This window comes from Microbacterium sp. NPDC090007, assembly GCF_044748345.1.
Lineage (GTDB): Bacteria > Actinomycetota > Actinomycetes > Actinomycetales > Microbacteriaceae > Microbacterium.
This window is the reverse complement of the sequence record NZ_JBIVFV010000005.1, coordinates 11,889-29,463: the sequence shown is the minus strand read 5'-3', so window position 1 is coordinate 29,463 and position 17,575 is coordinate 11,889. Positions and strand designations below refer to the sequence as shown.

Below are 17,575 nucleotides of genomic sequence, written 5' to 3'. Positions count from 1 at the left end.
CGACCCGCCGACATCACGGCATCCGCTCCGCCTACCCGCATGCGTCGGACGGCGGGACCGGGATCAGAAGCGGTCGGGCGAGGGGGTGCCGTGGCCGTAACGGATGGACACGTCGGCGTGACGGTCGAAGCGGTAGCCCACGCCGCGCACGGTGCGCACGATGTCCTCGTACACGCCGAGCTTGGCGCGCAGTCGGCGCACATGCACGTCGATCGTCCGCTCGCCGGGAGCTTCGTCGTCGGAGGCGCCTTCCCACAGTGAGACGACCAGCTCGGTGCGCTCGATCGTGCGACCCTCACGCAGCACGAGGTACTGCAGCAGCTCGAACTCCTTGAACGTGAAGGCGGCGGATTCGCCGTCGATGAGCACGCGCTTGCGCGAGATGTCGACGATGACGCCCCCGCGGGCGCGGTCCTCTTCGACGGGCTCGTCCTTCGTCCGGGCCACGGCCGAGGGCTCGTGCAGGGCCAGGCGGACGACGTCGACGTCGCGCCCCCCGGAACCGGCCGGGGCGAGAGCGACCGTGGCGTAGGTCTCGGCGGCGGGGGCGAGCTCGCCGAGGGTGCGACGCAGTGCCTCGACGAGGGTGCCCAGGCTCACGCCGGCGGCTGCGGCCTTGGCCTCGTCGATCCCGACGTACAGGGCGAAGCCGCGGGGAGCGGTGGGGGAGGCCGCACGGGCGACCTCGGGGGCCGGGGCGGCCGCGGCGGCGGAGGGGGCGGTGGCAGAGGGGGCGGTGGCAGCCGGGGCGGCACGGTGCGCCGCAGCGGCGCCGGGGACGGACGCCGACGCGGCGTGCGGGGACGGGGTCTGGGGGCGGTCGAGAACGGCGGAGAGCGACATGAGGAGGAGTCCTTCAGTGGTGAACCCTGGCGTCATCCGAGAGCGGGGTTCGACGGGAGGTGAAGGCCGAAAGGCCGGTGAGCGGCACCGGGTGCGCGTGATCGACGCGGGAACCCGAGCGACCGGGGGACGATGTCGGCGTTCAGAAGCACGAGATCATCCGGCGAGGAGCGCGGTTAGCGGCACATTCGACAACACATCGCGGCGCGGCCGGGCATCATCATGCCGGCAGTCCTGTTCGCCTCCCGGGCGGACAGAGAACGCGCAGTGACAGTCATGCGGCTGATTATGACCGAGAGGGTCGACATCCGTCAAATCCGTGCAGGGGAGACCGGTCAGGCATTCTGCACAGTCGTGGCGGTGCGAACGGTCTCGACACCGAGCATTCTGCAGGGTCGAGCACGCCTCGTGCAGAGGAGCGTACGCTCTCGGCATGTCCGATCTGCTGTTCGCCGACGACAAAGCGGCATCCCGATTCACCCTCCACCGAGGCGACGACCTGGTGTCGGTCCTCGACTACCGCGACGACGGGCGGACCATCGCCTTGACACGGGCGTTCACGATCCCGACCCACCGCGGGCACGGATACGCCGGCGTCGTCACCGAGAGGGCGGTGGATGCCATCGAGGCCGAGGGGGATCGCGAGATCCTTCCGGTGTGCTGGTACGTCGGGGAATGGTTCGAGAGCCACCCCGAGCGGGCAGGTCTGCTGCACCGGCGACCCTCCCCGTCCTGAGGCGGGCCCGTCGCACCGCGAGGGGCGTCGGACGAGAGCGTCAACCCCCCGCCCCGACGAGGGGGTGCGCGGGCAAGCTGGAGTCCTCGAAAGGGGACTCATGACCAATGAACGCGATCTGCCCGAGGGCGTCATCGACGCCGACCCGCCCGGAGGGTGGGAGAGCGGCACGGTCTCCGATGCGGAGACGGCCGAACGCAACGAGAGCGCCAAGGGGTCGCCGCGTCTGAACGACGCCTCGCCCTCGGACCCCATCGAGGGCGACGCCGCCAGCCAGGGCATCGACCCCGACCTGAGTACGGAGGACTGACATGTCGAACGAGACCCGCGCACCCGAACCCGGCACCGGACCCGACGGCGGCGCGGGAGCCGCCGACTCCGTCGGGGGCGCCGTGCACCAGGACCGCAAGGTCGAACGCCCCGGCGAACAGTCCGAGCCACGCATGGATACGCACGCCACGGATGACGAGGCGCGCATCCAGGGCGTCGTCGTCCAGACCCGCGCCGACGTCGGCGACAAGAGCGAGCAGCGCATCGCCGACGTCCTGCGCCAGCGCTTCGACGAGATCGGCCTCGACCTCGGCGATGACCGCATCCGTGCGCTCGCGGCCGAGGTCGCCGGCGCCTGACATCCTGAACGCCCCGCTCCGCCGTCTCGGAGCGGGGCGTTCAAGCGCGTGGCGGGTGAGCCCGGGCGTTTGCTGCGCGCCGATGTCGGAGGGGGGACGTACCGTGTCTGCATGCGCATCCTGCACACCTCCGACTGGCACATCGGGCGCACCTTCCACGGGCATTCCACCCTCGACGCCCTGACCGGGGTGCTCGACGCCCTCGTCGAGCAGGTGCGCACGAACGACGTCGATCTCGTCGTGATCGCGGGCGACGTCTTCGACTCGGCGGCGCCGGCGGCGGCCTGCTACCCGGTGTTGTCCGGCACGCTGGGCGCCCTCGCCGACGCGGGCGCGCGGGTTGTGGTCACGAGCGGCAACCACGATTCCGCCGCGCGGCTCGGCTTCCAGTCGGCCCTCCTGCGGCCCGAGATCACCGTCCTGACCGACCCCGCCTCGGTCGGCACCCCGGTCACGCTCGGGGACGAGCACGGACCCGTCCACGTCTACGGCATCCCCTATCTCGAGCCGGCGATCGTGCGTCACCTGTGGCACGGGGTCGAGCTGCGCACCCAGGCCCAGACGATGACGCACGCTTTGGACCTCGTGCGCGCCGACCTCGCCGCGCGCGGGGGACGAGCCGTCGTCGCCGCGCACTGCTTCGCCGCCGGGGTCGAGGCGACGCCGGGTGTGGAGCGCGAGATCCGTCAGGGCGGGCTGGACGTGGTTCCTCTCGCCGCGTTCGACGGACCCGATTACGTCGCCCTCGGCCACATCCACGGGCGGCAGCAGCTCTCGGACCGGGTCCGCTACGCCGGAGCGCCGCTGCATTACAGCTTCGGCGAGGCCGACAAGCCGCGCGGCTCGTGGCTCGTGGACCTCGATGCCTCGGGTCTGCGCACGGTCGAATGGATGCCCTTGCCCGTCCCGCGCCCGCTCGTCACCGTGCGCGGGCCGCTCGACGAGCTGCTCACGGCGGAGCGTCTCGAGGTCCACCGCGACCAGTGGGTGCGTGCCGAATACACCGACCCCACCCCGCAGCCCGACCCGATGCGACGGCTGCAGGAGCGGTTCCCGTGGTGCGCGACCGTGGTGCACCTGCCCGCCGTGACGCGCCCGGACGACGGTCACGGCTACGCGCGTCGCGTGCGCGCGGCGCGCGACGACGGCGAGATCATCGACGCGTTCCTCGCACACGTGCGCGAGGGCGAAGCAGCCTCGGCGGCCGAGCGCGCCCTCATCGGCGACGTCCTCGACGCGCATCGTGTCGCGCAGGTCCGCGCATGAAGCTGCACCGCCTCGAGCTCGAGGGCTTCGGCCCCTTCCTCGACCCGCAGGTCGTCGACTTCGATGCCTTCGCCGACGACGGGATCTTCCTCATCACCGGCCGAACGGGTGCGGGCAAGTCGAGTGTCCTCGACGGCGTCTGCTACGCCCTCTTCGGCGGCGTGCCGCGCTACGACGGCGCCGAGAGGCGACTGCGCAGCGATCACTGCGGCCCCGACGATCCCACGCGAGTGACGCTGGAGTTCTCCGCCGAGGGCGAGCGGTGGCGTGTCAGCCGCTCGCCGGAGTTCGAGCGACCCAAACGCCGCGGCGGCGGCACCACCAAAGAGCCCCACCGGGCACTGCTCGAGGTCCTCGCCCCCGAGGGCTGGACCGGGGTGGCGGCGCGACCGGTCGACGTCGCCGCTCGTCTCGACGAGATCCTCGGCCTCACCCAGCAGCAGTTCCTCCAGGTCATCCTGCTCGCGCAGAACCGTTTCGCGCGGTTCCTGCTCGCCAAGAACGACGAGCGGCTCGCCCTGCTGCGGACCCTTTTCGGCACGAGGTCGTTCGAGCAGTACGCCGGCGACCTCGACGACCGACGCAAGCGCGCGCAGGAGCGACTGGCCGCCGAGGGCGTCGAGGTCTCCACTCTGCTCGACGAGGCGGAGCGCCTCGCCGCCGAGATCGAGACCGAGGCGGCACCGCCCTCGGACTCGTCCGGCGCCTTCCCCGTCGAACCGGTCGGTGCGCGCAGCGTCGGCGAACGCCTGGCGCTCATCGTGCGTGCGGTGGATCGCGCGGACTATCGCGCCGACACCCTGTCGCGCGCGCGGATCGACAGCGACAGCCGGCTCGACGCGGCCCTGAGCGCCGAGCGCGCGGCGGCCTCGCTCCGCGACCGACAACTCGACCGCCTGCGGGTCCGCGAAGCGCTCGAAGAGCTGGACGCCCGGACCGAGCGGATCCAGCGTCTCCGTTCCGAGGCGCGGCAGGCCGGGCGCGCCGAGGACATCCGGGGCGTCGTCGACGCCGCGTCCTCGGCGAGCATGCAGTGCGAGCGCGCGCACAGCCGGGTCGATGCTGCGCGAAAGGCGCTGCTGCAGGTCGACGTCGATGCCGACCGAGCGGGGCGCGCGGCGGCCGTTCCCCGCGCCGCCGACCAAAGCGCCGGCTTCCGCGAGCGGGGCACCGCGGATGAGCGCGACGGCGCCCGGGACGAGCGCGACGGCGCCTCGGACGAGCGCGACGGCGCCTCGGACGAAGGCAAGGGCCCCCGGGCCGGGCGCGACGGCGCCTCGGACGGGCGCGACGGCGCCTCGGACGAAGGCAAGGGCCCCCGGGACGGGCGCGACGGCGCCTCGGACGGGCGCGACGATTCCGAGGAGCGCGTCGGCTCCGACGGGCATGACCACTCGATGCCGTACGCCGCGGCGCTCGTCGAACGCGACGACGAACTGACGGCACTGCTCGATCGCGGAGAGACGGCGCTCCTCGCCGAGGCCGAGGCCCAGACCGTTCGAGACGAGGTCGCTCGTGCGACGGCTCGCGAGGCCGAACTGGATCGGGAGCGTCGGGAGCTCGTCGCCGCGCGCGACGCTCTGCCCCGGGTGCTGAGGGAACTCGATGAGCGTCTGGCCGAGGTCGCGGGCGCGGATGATCGGCACGAGGTCGCAGTGGCGACCCTCGACGACGTCCGTCGTCGGCTGGTGGCGGCAGAAGAGGCCGCGCGACTCTCGGATCGGCGGGAGCAGGCCGATCTGGCGTCGCTGGTCCGCGCCGATGATCATCAGCGCGCCATCGAGACGTGGGCCGCACTGCTGCGCCGCCGCCTCGCCGGGGCCGCGGTCGAACTCGCCCACGGGCTCGTCGACGGCGAACCCTGCTCCGTCTGCGGCGCTCGCTCGCACCCGCACCCCGCGTCGGGGGACGACGAGCCGGTGTCGGACGACGAGATCTCGCGAGCGGAGGACCGCAAGAACGCCGCCGCCGACGCGGATCGCCTGGCGTCGGACGCCGCGCGCGTGGCACGCGACGCCCACGCCCTCGCGGTCGCACGCGCGGGTGGCGAAGACGTCGAGGCCCTGACCGCGCGTCGGCAGAAGGCGGAGGATGCCGTCCGCGCCGCCGCCGCGCAGAGGGCGGAGCACGAGCGCCTGCGCGCGGAGCGCGCGGTCGCCGCCGAGCGCGACGCACGGATCGCGGGGCGGCTCGAGCTCATCGCCGACGAGCTGTCGGTCTCCCGCCAGGAACTCGCTCTCGCCCGACAGCGCCTGCAGGCGCTGGACGCGACGCTCGAAGCCGCCCGGGGCGTCTTCGACACGGTCGCCGAACGACAGCGTGACCTGCGGGCGCGGCGCGACGCCGTGCGCGAGCTGATCGCCGCGCTCTCCTCCGCCGAGGCGGCGGCGGAGACCTCCGCGACGGCCGGGGCGGCGCTGGCGGCCGCGGTGGAGTCGAGCGACTTCGCCGACGTCGACGACGTCGTGGGCGCCCTGCGCTCGGCCGATCGACGGCGCGAGCTCCAGGCGACCGTCGCGGAGCACGACGCGCGGCTCGTCGCGACCCGCCGACAGCTCCTCGATCTCGAACTGCAGCTCGTCGACACCGGCGACGAACCCGTGGAGCTCGCTCCCTTCACCGCGGCGGTGGCGCAGGCGCGCGACGCCGTCCGCGCGGCTGCGGCCGCGCACGCGGACGCCCTGGGCGCGGCGCGGCGGCTGCGGCAGCTGGCTGAGCGCGTCGACGCCGCGCACGAGACCACAGCCGCTCTCGCCGACGAGCACGCGATCGTCGCGCGTCTGGCCGACACCGTGTCGGGCCGGGCACCCAACACCCGGCGCATGACCCTCGAGACGTTCGTCCTCGCCGCCGAGCTCGAAGAGATCGTCACTGCGGCCAACCTGCGCCTCGAGCAGATGTCGTCCGGGCGGTATCGCCTGCAGCACACCGACGCGCTCGCGGCACGCGGGGCGTCGAGCGGGCTCGGCCTCGAGATCATGGACGCCTACACCGGCCAGTGCCGCCCGCCGCAATCGTTGTCCGGCGGCGAGACGTTCCTGACGTCCCTCGCCCTGGCGCTCGGTCTGGCCGAGGTCGTCACCGCGCGTGCGGGCGGCATCCGCCTCGACACCCTGTTCATCGACGAAGGGTTCGGCTCCCTCGACGACGACACCCTCGACCTCGCCATGCGGACGCTCGACGAACTGCGTCAGGGCGGCCGCACCGTGGGGGTCATCAGTCACGTCGCCGCGATGAAAGACCAGCTGCCCGCGCAACTGCACGTCGCGGCGACGCCGCGCGGACCCAGCACGATCCGGCAAGGGGTCGCGGCCCTCGGCGGCTGATTGCGGGCCGCCGCCTCGACCCTGGGTCGCGGACGGTCGGGGCTCCGCCGTCGACGTGGGCGGTTCGGGCCCGCGGACGGTCGGGGCTTCACCGTCGACGCGGGCGGTTCGGGCCCGCGGACGGTCGGGGCTCCGCCGTCGACGTGGGCGGTTCGGGCCCGCGGACGGTCGGGGCTCCGCGTCGACGCGGGCGGTTCGGGCCGCCGCCTCGGCCCTCGGTCGCGGACGGTCGGGGCTCCGCGGGCGGCGCGGGCAGAGCCGTCGAGTGCACGTCTAGGCTGGGCGCATGCGCAAGAGCACAGTGTGGACCATCCTCGGCGTCGTCGTCGCGGTGATCATCGCCTGGATCCTGGTGAACATCCTGTTCTCGCTCATCGCCTTCGCCTTCCGTCTCCTGGCGGTCGCGGTCGTCGCTCTCATCGTCTTCTTCGTGCTGCGGGCGGTCTTCGCCCGACGCGACGTCGACTGACACCCGCCCGAACGCGCCGGGACCCGGGGCGCAAGCCCGCATCGCTCGTTCGAGGCGGGGCGTAACGTGCGAGGCGATGTCTGATCAGTCTTCTGCCGCCACCGCGCAGCCCGCCCACCCGGTCACCCGCGACATCGACCTGTCGCCCCGACACCGGTGGCGTGCGTACTGGGTCGCCGTCGCCGTCGCCGCCCTGACGATCCTCGACCTCACCAAGGTCAACGTCGCCCTTCCCTCGATCGAGGCGGCGCTCAACGCCGGCCCCACCGAACTCCAGCTGGTCGTGTCGGGGTACATCCTCACCTTCGGTCTCGTCCTCGTGCCCGCCGGGCGTCTCGGCGACCTGCGTTCCCGCCGCGTTCTCTTCCTCGTCGGGTTGTCGTTGTTCCTCGTCACGAGCCTGGCCTGTGCCCTCGCGCCGAACACCACGGTGCTGCTGGTGGCTCGACTTCTGCAGGGCGTGGCCGCCGGCATCCAGATGCCCCAGGTTCTGGGTCTCGTCCAGCAGCTCTTCCAGGGCAAGGAGCGAGGACGCGCATTCGGGCTGTTCGGCGCCACGATCGGCATCGCGACCGCGTTCGGGCCGACCCTCGGCGGCCTGCTCATCGCCCTGGGCGGCGACGCCGACGGATGGCGCCTGATCTTCTGGATCAACATCCCGCTCGTGGCTGTCGTGATCGCGCTGGCTGCGTGGCTCCTGCCCGACACCCGGACGAAATCGCACCGGCGACTCGACCTCGACCCGGTGGGCGTGATCCTCTTCGCGTCGACGATCCTGGCGCTGATGTGGCCGTTCCTGTTCACCACGGGGAGCCCGGACGACGATCCGAACCGATGGTGGCTGCTCGTGGTGTCCGTCGTGTTCGCGGCGGCCTTCGTGTTCTGGGAACGCCGCTACGCCGAGAACGGCCGCATGCCGCTGATGCCCTTCTCGATCTTCTCGCTGTCGTCGTACCGCAACGGCGTACTGATCTCGACCGCCTACTTCTCGGCGGTCCCGGCGATGTTCCTCCTCGGCACGCTCTACCTGCAGGGCGGACTGGGACTCGAGCCGGTGTTCGCCGGCATGGTGACGATCGGGTTCGCGGTCGCATCCGCGTGGAGCTCGTGGATCGGCGGCAACCTGGTCACGCGTCTGGGGCGGCCCCTGGTCGTGTGGGGCATCCTCGGCATGGTCGCGACCGCCGGCGGGCTCGTCCTGGTGGCTCTGTTCACCCCGCCCGAGTGGACGCCGTGGGCGATGGCTGCGGTCATGTCCGTCGGCGGCTTCGCGGGTGGGCTGGTCATCTCGCCGAACCAGACGCTGACGCTGGCCGACATCCCCGTGCGCAGCGGCGGCGTCGCCGGGTCGGTCGGCCAACTCGGACAGCGCATCGGCACCGCCGTCGGCACCGCGATCGCCCTCGCCCTGTTCTACGCCACGGTGTACCGCGAGCAGGACGCCGTCGACGACCCGGTCGTGCTGTTCCACGACGCCTACGCGTCCGGGATGATCACCGTCGGGGTGTTCCTGGGGCTGGCGCTCATCGTGGGGGTCGCCGATCTCGCGGGACGCGCCCGCGCGGGCTCGCAGACCCCCTGAGATCCGGAATCCGGTGCGACGGGATGCCGGGACTCACACGCCGTAGCGGGCCCGGAACTCCGCACGCAGTTCATGGCTGCACCGCTCGACGACGTCGTCCCACACCTCCGTGGCGCCGTCCTGGGCGCGGTCGGACACCGCGCGCAGGACGCGGATCGGCACGTCGAACTGCTGGGCCACCCAGATGAGCGCGTAGGACTCCATGTCGACCAGCCGCGCCCCGAGGCCCTGGATGAGGCGGACCGTGTCGGCGTCGTCGACGAAGTGGTCACCGGTCGCGATGACCAGTCCTTCGTGCCCGGTCTCGACCCGCGCCGGCAGGGACACGTGTTCTCCGAAGGTGCCGTCCAGGCCCTTCACGTCGTGCTGGATGGCGCCGGCGATCTCGTAGATCCCGCCCTCGACCTCGTCGTCGATGGCGCCGGCCGTTCCCACCACGACGATCTCGTCGTAGGTGCCGGTGGCCAGGGCCCGCGTGAGCGCGGAAGCGGCCGGGATCTTGCCGACGCCGGTCAGCAGCCGCTCGAACCCGGGGATGTCGGAGTCGAAAGCGACGAGTTCGGACGCGTGGGCGGCGACGAGGAGCTTCACTCCTCCATTGTCGGGGTTCGGCCGGGCACGCGCGCACCGCGCGCCCGGCCCGTCCGTCACGCCTGGGCGCCCTCCGAGACACGCGACAGGTGCTGGATCTCGTCAGCGGTCAGATCGAGCCGCGCCCCGGTGAGCAGGTCGGCGACCTGCTCGAGCTTGGAGGCGCTGGCGATCGGCGCGGCGACGGTCGGCTGCGCCCGCAGCCATGCGAGCGACGTCGCCGCGATCGACGCGTCGTGTGCGTCGCCGACCTCTGCGAGGGCGTCGATGAGCGCGAGGCCCGCGGGGGTCGCGAGCTGGGCGGCTCCCGCGGCGCGCGGCGAGCTGCCCGTGGCATCCGTCGAACGGTATTTGCCCGTGAGAAACCCGCTCGCGAGTGCGGAGTAAGGCACGAGCGACATGCCGTACTGCTCGGCCACGGGGACGATGTCGGTCTCGACCTCGGTGCGGTGCACGAGGTTGTAGTGCGGCTGCACGGCCACGGGCAGGGCGGCGCCGGCGGTCTCGGCGAGCGAGATCCATTCGCGGATGCGCGCGGCCGTGTAGTTCGACACGGCGATGTGCCGTACGAGCCCGTCGGACACGAGGCCGGCGAAGGCCGCGACGGTCTCTTCCAGAGGGGTGTCCGCGTCGTCGAAGTGCGCGTAGTAGAGGTCGATGGTCTCGACGCCGAGGCGCCGGAGCGACGCTTCGGCGGCGGCGCGCACCGTCCCGGCGGCCAGCCCGCGGAACTCGGGATGGGTGCTGACCTTGGTGGCCACGACGACATCCGCCGGCTTCCGGGATGCCAACCACTCGCCGATGAGCGTCTCGCTCTCGCCGCCGGAGTTGCCCGACACCCAGGCGCTGTATCCGTCGGCCGTGTCGATGAAATCGCCTCCGCCGGCGTGGAAGGCGTCGAGGACGGCGAACGAGGTGTCGCGGTCGGCCGTCCAGCCGAAGACGTTCCCGCCGAGCGAGAGGGGGAGGATGTCGAGGTCGCTGCGTCCGATGCGCGTCATGGTGCCCTTCCTGCAGAGTTTCGGTGATCTACAGGACAACCGCTCGCGCGCGGGCGCATTCCCCGGTCGCGCCGGGCGGGGCGGTTCAGCTCCCGCCGAGCGGGCCGGTTGAGCTTCCGGACGCGCGGGGCGGTTCAGCTCCCGGGACGGGCGGGGCGGTTCAGCTCTCGGACGGACGGGCCGGTTGAGCTTCCGGAAGGGCGGCTCGGCTCCCGCCGGACAGGATGCCGATCAGGCCGCTGATCAGCAGCCACAAGCCGACGCCCGCGCCGGCGACCCAGATGGCAATGGTCCCGGGCGGGTACTTCTTCTTGCCGCCGTCGCCCCCGGCCGCGCTCACGAGCGCACCATCATCACGATCGACACGATGAGCACGGCGAGACCTCCGACGATGGCGATGGCGGCGATGACGGGACCCCCGCCGACGACGAAGGCCGTCACGCCGAGAGCGAGGAACAGCACTGCGAGCGCGATGCCGACGACCTGGTACACGCGATACCGCTGACCCGCGGCCGACGTCTTCTGCTCGTTCACAGTGCCCCCTCCCGCACCAGGCTACCCAAAACCAGTGGATGCCCCGCTCCGCTGTGGAACGGAACGGCCCCCTCCCGCTCGAGCGGGCGTAGCGTATGCGCATGGCGCGTCCTGTTCCCGACCCCGTCCGCCCCGGCCAGGAATCCGTCTGGGATTATCCCCGGCCACCGCGCGTGGAGCGCATCGAGAAGAGGGTGCAGATCGATTTCGGCGGTCGTCGCATCGTCGACACCGACGACGTCGTGCGTGTCCTCGAGACGAGCCACCCGCCCGTGTACTACCTGCCGATGGCCGCGTTCGGCGACGCCCTGACGCTGGGCGAGGGCGCGTCCTTCTGCGAGTTCAAGGGCGGTGCCCGTTACTTCGACGTCCACGGCGGTCAGGGAGCGCTCGCCCCCCGCGCGGCGTGGAACTACCCCCATCCCATGCCCGGCTACGAGACGCTGGCGGACCGGGTCGCGGTGTACGCGGGCCCGATGGACCGCGTCATCCTCGCGGGAGAGACCGTGCAGCCGCAGCCCGGCGGGTTCTACGGCGGATGGGTCACGGGCGATCTCGCCGGACCTTTCAAGGGCGTCCCGGGATCGATGGGCTGGTGACGCCGGTCGCGGCGGATCAGCCGCGATCGAAGGCCTGCGGCACGGCCGCGTGCAGATCGGCCAGCCACGCGCGCGCATTCCCGTCGGACGGGGCGCGCCAATCGCCGCGCGGCGACAGTGATCCCGACGGCGAGACCTTCGGCCCGTTCGGTACGGCGGTGCGCTTGAACTGCGAGAAACCGAAGAACCGCTGCAGGAACACCTCGAGCCACCGCGCGACCGTGACCAGGTCGTAAGACGGGCGATGCGTCTCGGGGTAGCCCGGGGGCCAGGTCCCGGCATCCGGGTCCTGCCAGGCGTGCGCCGCGAGGAAAGCGATCTTCGACGGGCGGAAGCCGAAGCGCATCACGTGATGCAGCGTGAAATCGTGCAGGTTGTACGGGCCGATGCGGTCTTCGGTGGACTGCATACGGCCGTCCTGCCCCGCGGGCACGAGTTCGGGGCTGATCTCGGTGTCGAGCACGTCCTGCAGCACGGTGACCGTGGCGTCGCTCAGCTCTCCGGACGAGATGACCCACCGGATGACGTGCTGGATGAGGGTCTTGGGGACGCCGGGATTGACCGAGTAGTGGCTCATCTGGTCGCCGACACCGTAGGTCGACCAGCCGAGGGCGATCTCGGACAGGTCGCCCGTACCGATGACGATGCCGCCGTTCATGTTCGCCAGTCGGAACAGGTAGTCGGTGCGCAGGCCCGCCTGCACGTTCTCGAAGGTCACGTCGTGCACGGGCTCGCCAGCGGCGAACGGGTGCCCCATGCGCGAGAGCAGCTCGGATGCCGCGGGCCGGATGTCGATCTCTTCGATCGTCGCCCCGATGGCCTCGGCCAGGGCGATGGCGTTGTTCTTGGTCTTCGCGCTCGTGGCGAAGCCGGGCAGCGTGTACGCGAGGATGTCGCTGCGCGGACGCCCCATGCGGTCCATCGCCCGGGCGATGACGAGCAGGGCGTGGGTGGAGTCCAGACCGCCGCTGACGCCGAGGACGGGGCGGGGGCCGCCGATCGCCCGCAGACGCTGCACAAGGCCCGACACCTGGATGTTGAACGCCTCGTAGCAGTCCTGCGCGAGACGGGCCGGGTCGTCGGGGACGAAGGGGAAGCGGTCGAGGGCGCGGCGCAGGCCGAGGTCGGCCGCCGGCGGTGCGAGCTCGAACGCGATCGTGCGCATGCGCGGATCGATTGTGCGCCGGTTGTCGTCGAAGGTGCCCTGGCGCAGCCGGTCCTGACGCAGACGGTCGAGGTCGACGTCGGCGACGCTGCGTCGCGGTCCATCGGGGAAGCGCTCGGTGGTGGCGAGCAGCTGACCGCCCTCGTGGATCATGGTCTGGCCGTCCCACGAGACGTCGTTGGTCGATTCTCCCTGGCCGGCGGCCGCGTAGACGTAGGCGGCGAGGCAGCGCAGCGACTGCGACTGCGAGAGCAGGACGCGGTCGTCGGCGCGACCGATCGTGATGGGGCTCCCGGAGAGGTTCGCGAGCACCGTCGCTCCCGCCAGAGCGGCGCCGGAGGACGGCGGGATCGGCACCCACACGTCTTCGCACACCTCGGCGTGCACGGTGAGCCCGGGGACGTCGACCGCGTCGAACAGAAGGTCCGGACCGAACGGCACCGTCTCGCCGGCGACGGTGATGTGCCGGCCGATCTGGTCGTCGCCGCGGGCGTACCAGCGGCTCTCGTAGAACTCGCGGTACGTGGGCAGGTACGACTTGGGCGCGACGCCCAGCACCCGTCCGCGGTGGATCGCGACCGCGCAGTTGAACAGACGGTTGTCGTGCCGCAGCGGCGCGCCGACCAGCAGCAGCGGCAGCAGATCGACGGATGCCGACACCAGCCGCCGCAGCGCGACCTCGACGGCGTCGAGCACCGGGTCCTGCAGAACGAGGTCGTCGATCGCGTAGCCGGTCAGACAGAGCTCGGGGAAGACCGCCACCGCGACGCCCTCGGCGTCGCACGCGCGGGCCGTGTCGAGGACCGCGTCGGCGTTGGCCGCGGGGTCGGCGACGGCGACGGGGATCGTGCACGCGGCCACGCGGGCGAAGCCGTGCCGGTAGACGCTCTCGAACGGCAGGTCGGTGATCACCCGACCAGTCTGTCAGGACCGTCCGACCCCGTGGCATCCCTTCGTCGTGACGCGGTGATGCGCCGTGCGCCCGCCGATGTCGGTGGCCCCGATTAGCGTGGGACACCATGCGGTACATCGAGCAAGACGGGCGGATCGTCTGGAGCGCCAGCGATCTCAAGGCGGCGGCCGAGTGCGAGTTCGCCTGGCTGCGGGCGATCGACGCCAAGACCGGGCGCATCGCCGCCGTCGACGACCCCGAGGACGCCACCCTCGAGCGGGCCGCCCGGTTGGGGACGGCGCACGAGCTGCGCGTCCTCGATCACTACCGCGAGCGGTTCGGGGGCGCGGTGCGCGAGATCCCCGCTGCCCGTTCCTCCGATGCCGCGGCGCTCGCCGAGGCGGTGCGGCTGACCGACGAGGCCCTGTCCGATCCCGACGCCGAGGTCGTCTACCAGGCGGCCTTCGCCACCGACGATTTCGTGGGTTTCGCCGACTTCCTGGTACGCAGCGACGCGCCCGGTGCCGACGGCGTGCGGCCGTGGATCGTGCAAGACACCAAGCTGGCCCGTCGCGCCCGTGTCACGGCGCTGATGCAGCTCGCCGCCTACGTCGACCAGCTCGATCGACTGGGCGTCTCCCGCGCCGACGAGGTGCAGCTGCTGCTCGGCGACGGCACGACGAGCACGCACCGCGTCGACGATCTGCTGCCGGTGTTCGGGCTGCGCCGTGCCCGCCTGCGCGCGCTGATCGCCGATCGACGGGTCGGCCTGGGGGCTGCCGGTCCCGTCATCCCCTGGGGAGACGGACGCGCAGAGCTCGAGGTGCTGGCGTGCGGCCGCTGCGCGACCTGCGAGATCGAGGTCGTGGCTCACCGCGACCTGCTGCTCGTCGCGGGCATGCGGCCGGTGCAGCGCGAGCGTCTGCGCGCGGCGGGCATCCGCACGATCGATGCCCTCGCGGCGGCCAACGAGGCCCCGGCGTCCCTGAGCGCCGACACCTTCGCATCGCTGCGTACGCAGGCGCGTCTGCAGATCGAGAGCCCGGCGGGGGTGCCGTCCGACGACGCGCCCGCCCACGCCGTGCCGACCTTCGAGGTCGTCGCGCCGAAGTCGCTGGGGGTCCTCCCGCGTCCCGACCACGGTGATCTCTTCTTCGATTTCGAGGGCGACCCGCTCTACACCGAGGGTGCGGGCGAACACTGGGGCATCGACTACCTGTTCGGATGGGTCGACACGCGCGAGGTCTACGGCAGCCTGTGGGCGCACACCTTCGACGAGGAGCGGGCGGCTCTCGAGCGTTTCCTCGACATGGTCGCGCTGCGGCGACGGCAGTACCCCGACATGCACATCTACCACTACGCCCCGTACGAGCCCACGCACCTGCTCACCATGGCCGCGCGCTACGGGGTCCGCGAGGCCGACGTCGATCGTCTGCTGCGCGACGGCGTGTTCGTCGACCTGTACCCGGTCGTGCGGCGCGCGCTGCGGGTGGGCTCGCGGTCGTACTCGATCAAGAAGCTCGAGCCGCTCTACATGGGCGACGAGGTGCGCACCAGCGACGTGCAGCGGGGCGACGACTCGATCGTCAAGTACGTCGAGGCGCGTGCTCTCGCCGCCGACGCGGACCACGAGGGCGCCCGACGCGTGCTCGACGACCTGGCGGACTACAACCGCTACGACTGCGTCTCGACCCGTCGTCTGCGCGACTGGCTCGTCGACCGGGCTCGCGAGGCCGGGGCGGTGCCCGCGCGCAGCGCCGAACCCGACGAACGGGCCTACGAGCCCTCGCCCCGCGCGACGGCGCTGCAGCGGTGGGCCGCCGACGCCGTCGAGCCCGACGCGACGGCCCTGCGCCTCGCCGCCGCCGCGATCGACTACTACCCCCGCGAAGAGAAGACCTACTGGGCGACGCACTTCCTGCGCCTGCGCGAGCCCGTGTCGGTGTGGGAAGAGACCCGCGACGTGGTCGTGGTCGACGCGGCTCGCTCCCGTGTGATCGCCGACTGGCACGTCGCCGAGTCGGGGCGCGGTTCCGAGCGACGCCTGGTGGAGGTGCGCGGCGAGGTCGCCCCCGGTACGCGCCTGAGCGTGGATGCCGAGCCCTTCGCCCTCTACGACCTGCCCGCGCCGTTCCCGCTCGACGTCCGCCCGCGGTGGATCCACGGAGCACGTCGGGCGACCGTCCGCGAGGTGCTCGACGACGGCGCGATCGTCGAAGAGGTGGCGGCCGACGGCGTCACCTGGGACGACCTGCCGCTGGCCCTCACCCCGCCCGCACCGCCGCGCGCCGGTAACCAGCAGAAGGCGATCGACGCCTGGGCCGACGCCGTGCTGGCGACGCTCCCGGCGCTCCCTGCCGGCCCTGCCGCCGACATCCTGCGTCGGGTGCCTCCGCGTACCCGCTCGGGCGTGCTGGCACCGGTCACCGCCGTCGACGGGGCCGACGGAGACGACGAGGTCGCCGCGATCGCGCGCAGCGTGGCCGACCTCGACCACAGCTATCTCGCGGTGCAGGGTCCTCCGGGCACGGGCAAGACCTACGTCGGCTCCCACGTGATCGCGCGGCTCGTCGCCGAGCGCGGCTACCGCATCGGAGTCGTGGCCCAGTCGCACGCGACCGTCGAGCACATGCTCGAGCGGGTCGTCGCCGCGGGGGTCCCGGCATCCCGGGTCGGCAAAGCCCCCAAAGACGCCGGCGCACCGCATGCCTTCACGGTCCTCCCCAAGAACGGCGTCGCGGCCTTCACCGCCGAGAACGCGGCCCACGGCTTCGTGGTCGGGGGGACGGCCTGGGATTTCAGCCACGAGACGCGCATCCCGCGCGGCAGCCTCGACCTGCTCGTGATCGACGAGGCCGGGCAGTTCTCGCTGGCCTCCACGATCGCGGTGTCGCTCGCCGCCCAGCGACTGCTGCTGCTGGGCGACCCGCAGCAGCTGCCCCAGGTGAGCCAGGGCACGCACCCCGAGCCGGTCGACACCTCGGCGCTGGGGTGGATCATCGACGGTGCAGAGGTCGTGCCCGCCGAGTTGGGCTACTTCCTCGCACGGACGCGCCGCATGCACCCCGCGGTGGCCGAGCCGGTGTCGCGGTTGTCCTACGAGGGTCGGCTCGCCGCGCACCCGTCGACGGCACTCCGCCACCTCGACGGCGTCGAGCCGGGCGTTCACGTCGTCCCGGTGCGCCACACGGGGAACGCGACCTTCTCGGTCGAAGAGGCGGCGGAGGTCGCACACCTGGTGGCGGGGCTGGTCGGGCGCACGTGGACGGGGGCCGAGGGCGGCGCGGGTGACGAAGCTGTCCTCCACGAGCCGCGCGCACTCCGCGCGGAGGACGTCATCGTCATCACGCCGTACAACGCCCAGCAGGTCGCGGTCGAAGAAGCCCTCGCGGCGGCCGGATTCGCCGAGGTTCCGGTCGGCACCGTCGACCGCTTCCAGGGCAAAGAGGCCGTGGTCGCCATCCTCACCCTCGCGGCGTCGTCGGGACGCGACGCCCCGCGAGGCCTGGAGTTCCTGCTGCTGCGCAACCGCCTCAACGTGGCGATCTCGCGGGCCATGCAGGCGGCGTACATCATCCACTCGCCGGCGCTGCTCGATGACCTCCCGCGGACGCCCGAGGGAGTCGCTCGATTGAGCGGGTTCGCGCGGCTGGTGGGGCAGACGGGTTGAGGAACGGCGGCGCCTCCCCGCGACGCCGACCACCGCCGGTCGCTCCGCGTCGGGCGGGCCGCGCCGCCAACCCGGCCTCGGGCAGGCCCGTCGTGAGCGTGGCGTCGCTCAGGCCCGGCGCGAGCCCGGTGTCGTCCGGGTCTCGTCGCTGAGGTCCGTCGCGAGCGTGGCGTCGCTCAGGCCCGGCGCGAGCCCGGTGTCGTCCGGGTCTCGTCGCTGAGGTCCGTCGCGAGCGTGGCGTCGTTCAGGCCCGGCGCGAGCCCGGTGTCGTC

The 17,575-nt window shown here is 72.4% G+C and carries 15 protein-coding genes; 9 read left to right on the top strand and 6 right to left on the bottom strand.

All coding sequences use genetic code 11. The features are described from left to right. Positions 1-63: 63 nt before the first annotated feature. Positions 64-843: a winged helix-turn-helix domain-containing protein gene (locus ACIPVB_RS14895; protein WP_400369922.1), complete on the bottom strand. Its 780-nt coding sequence runs from the start codon at positions 841-843 to the stop codon at positions 64-66. Positions 844-1,276: 433 nt separating this feature from the next. On the opposite strand from ACIPVB_RS14895, the gene ACIPVB_RS14890 reads away from it, so the two are divergent. The 7 genes from ACIPVB_RS14890 (at position 1,277) to ACIPVB_RS14860 (ending at position 8,851) form a co-directional block, all read left to right on the top strand. Continuing rightward, positions 1,277-1,579: a GNAT family N-acetyltransferase gene (locus ACIPVB_RS14890; protein ID WP_400369921.1), complete on the top strand. Its 303-nt coding sequence runs from the start codon at positions 1,277-1,279 to the stop codon at positions 1,577-1,579. A gap of 100 nt (positions 1,580-1,679) precedes the next feature. Further along, positions 1,680-1,889 carry a hypothetical protein gene (locus tag ACIPVB_RS14885; protein WP_400369920.1) on the top strand — a complete coding sequence of 70 codons (210 nt, stop codon included), beginning with the start codon at positions 1,680-1,682 and terminating at the stop codon, positions 1,887-1,889. A 1-nt stretch (position 1,890) separates the two neighbouring features. Beyond that, complete coding sequence (locus tag ACIPVB_RS14880) at positions 1,891-2,208, top strand: hypothetical protein (RefSeq protein WP_400369918.1); 318 nt, start codon at positions 1,891-1,893, stop codon at positions 2,206-2,208. Positions 2,209-2,319: 111 nt separating this feature from the next. Further along, on the top strand, positions 2,320-3,474 hold the full coding sequence (locus ACIPVB_RS14875) for an exonuclease SbcCD subunit D (RefSeq protein ID WP_400369917.1): 1,155 nt from the start codon (positions 2,320-2,322) through the stop codon (positions 3,472-3,474). After that, positions 3,471-6,800, top strand: coding sequence for an AAA family ATPase (locus ACIPVB_RS14870; protein WP_400369916.1), 3,330 nt, complete (start codon positions 3,471-3,473; stop codon positions 6,798-6,800). The genes ACIPVB_RS14875 and ACIPVB_RS14870 overlap by 4 nt, the downstream gene beginning before the upstream one ends. A gap of 286 nt (positions 6,801-7,086) precedes the next feature. Continuing rightward, the gene (locus ACIPVB_RS14865) at positions 7,087-7,269 is read left to right on the top strand and encodes a hypothetical protein (protein WP_400369915.1); all 183 of its coding nucleotides are present in this window, start codon (positions 7,087-7,089) and stop codon (positions 7,267-7,269) included. 76 nt (positions 7,270-7,345) lie between these two features. Further along, positions 7,346-8,851 carry an MFS transporter gene (locus ACIPVB_RS14860; protein WP_400369914.1) on the top strand — a complete coding sequence of 502 codons (1,506 nt, stop codon included), beginning with the start codon at positions 7,346-7,348 and terminating at the stop codon, positions 8,849-8,851. A gap of 33 nt (positions 8,852-8,884) precedes the next feature. Here the strand turns inward: ACIPVB_RS14860 and ACIPVB_RS14855 are convergent, their stop codons facing one another. The 4 genes from ACIPVB_RS14855 to ACIPVB_RS14840 all read right to left on the bottom strand — a co-directional run bounded on the left by ACIPVB_RS14855 (position 8,885) and on the right by ACIPVB_RS14840 (position 10,977). Further along, on the bottom strand, positions 8,885-9,442 hold the full coding sequence (locus ACIPVB_RS14855) for a nucleoside phosphorylase (protein ID WP_400369913.1): 558 nt from the start codon (positions 9,440-9,442) through the stop codon (positions 8,885-8,887). A 56-nt stretch (positions 9,443-9,498) separates the two neighbouring features. Next, on the bottom strand, positions 9,499-10,443 hold the full coding sequence (locus tag ACIPVB_RS14850) for an aldo/keto reductase (RefSeq protein ID WP_400369911.1): 945 nt from the start codon (positions 10,441-10,443) through the stop codon (positions 9,499-9,501). A gap of 160 nt (positions 10,444-10,603) precedes the next feature. Further along, the gene (locus ACIPVB_RS14845) at positions 10,604-10,783 is read right to left on the bottom strand and encodes a hypothetical protein (RefSeq protein WP_400369910.1); all 180 of its coding nucleotides are present in this window, start codon (positions 10,781-10,783) and stop codon (positions 10,604-10,606) included. Then, the gene (locus tag ACIPVB_RS14840) at positions 10,780-10,977 is read right to left on the bottom strand and encodes a hypothetical protein (RefSeq protein WP_400369908.1); all 198 of its coding nucleotides are present in this window, start codon (positions 10,975-10,977) and stop codon (positions 10,780-10,782) included. Before ACIPVB_RS14840 ends, ACIPVB_RS14845 begins: the two co-directional genes overlap by 4 nt. Before the next feature lie 101 nt (positions 10,978-11,078). On the opposite strand from ACIPVB_RS14840, the gene ACIPVB_RS14835 reads away from it, so the two are divergent. Continuing rightward, the gene (locus ACIPVB_RS14835) at positions 11,079-11,576 is read left to right on the top strand and encodes a DUF427 domain-containing protein (RefSeq protein WP_400369907.1); all 498 of its coding nucleotides are present in this window, start codon (positions 11,079-11,081) and stop codon (positions 11,574-11,576) included. A 16-nt stretch (positions 11,577-11,592) separates the two neighbouring features. On the opposite strand, the gene ACIPVB_RS14830 is transcribed toward ACIPVB_RS14835, so the two are convergent. Next, entirely contained in the window at positions 11,593-13,653 is a 2,061-nt protein-coding gene (locus tag ACIPVB_RS14830; RefSeq protein ID WP_400369906.1) for an NAD(+) synthase, read from the bottom strand. Between the two features lie 107 nt (positions 13,654-13,760). Between ACIPVB_RS14830 and ACIPVB_RS14825 the strand changes: the two genes are divergently transcribed. Then, a complete protein-coding gene (locus ACIPVB_RS14825; RefSeq protein ID WP_400369905.1) occupies positions 13,761-17,303 on the top strand; it encodes a TM0106 family RecB-like putative nuclease in 3,543 nt (1,180 codons plus the stop codon). Positions 17,304-17,575: the final 272 nt, after the last annotated feature.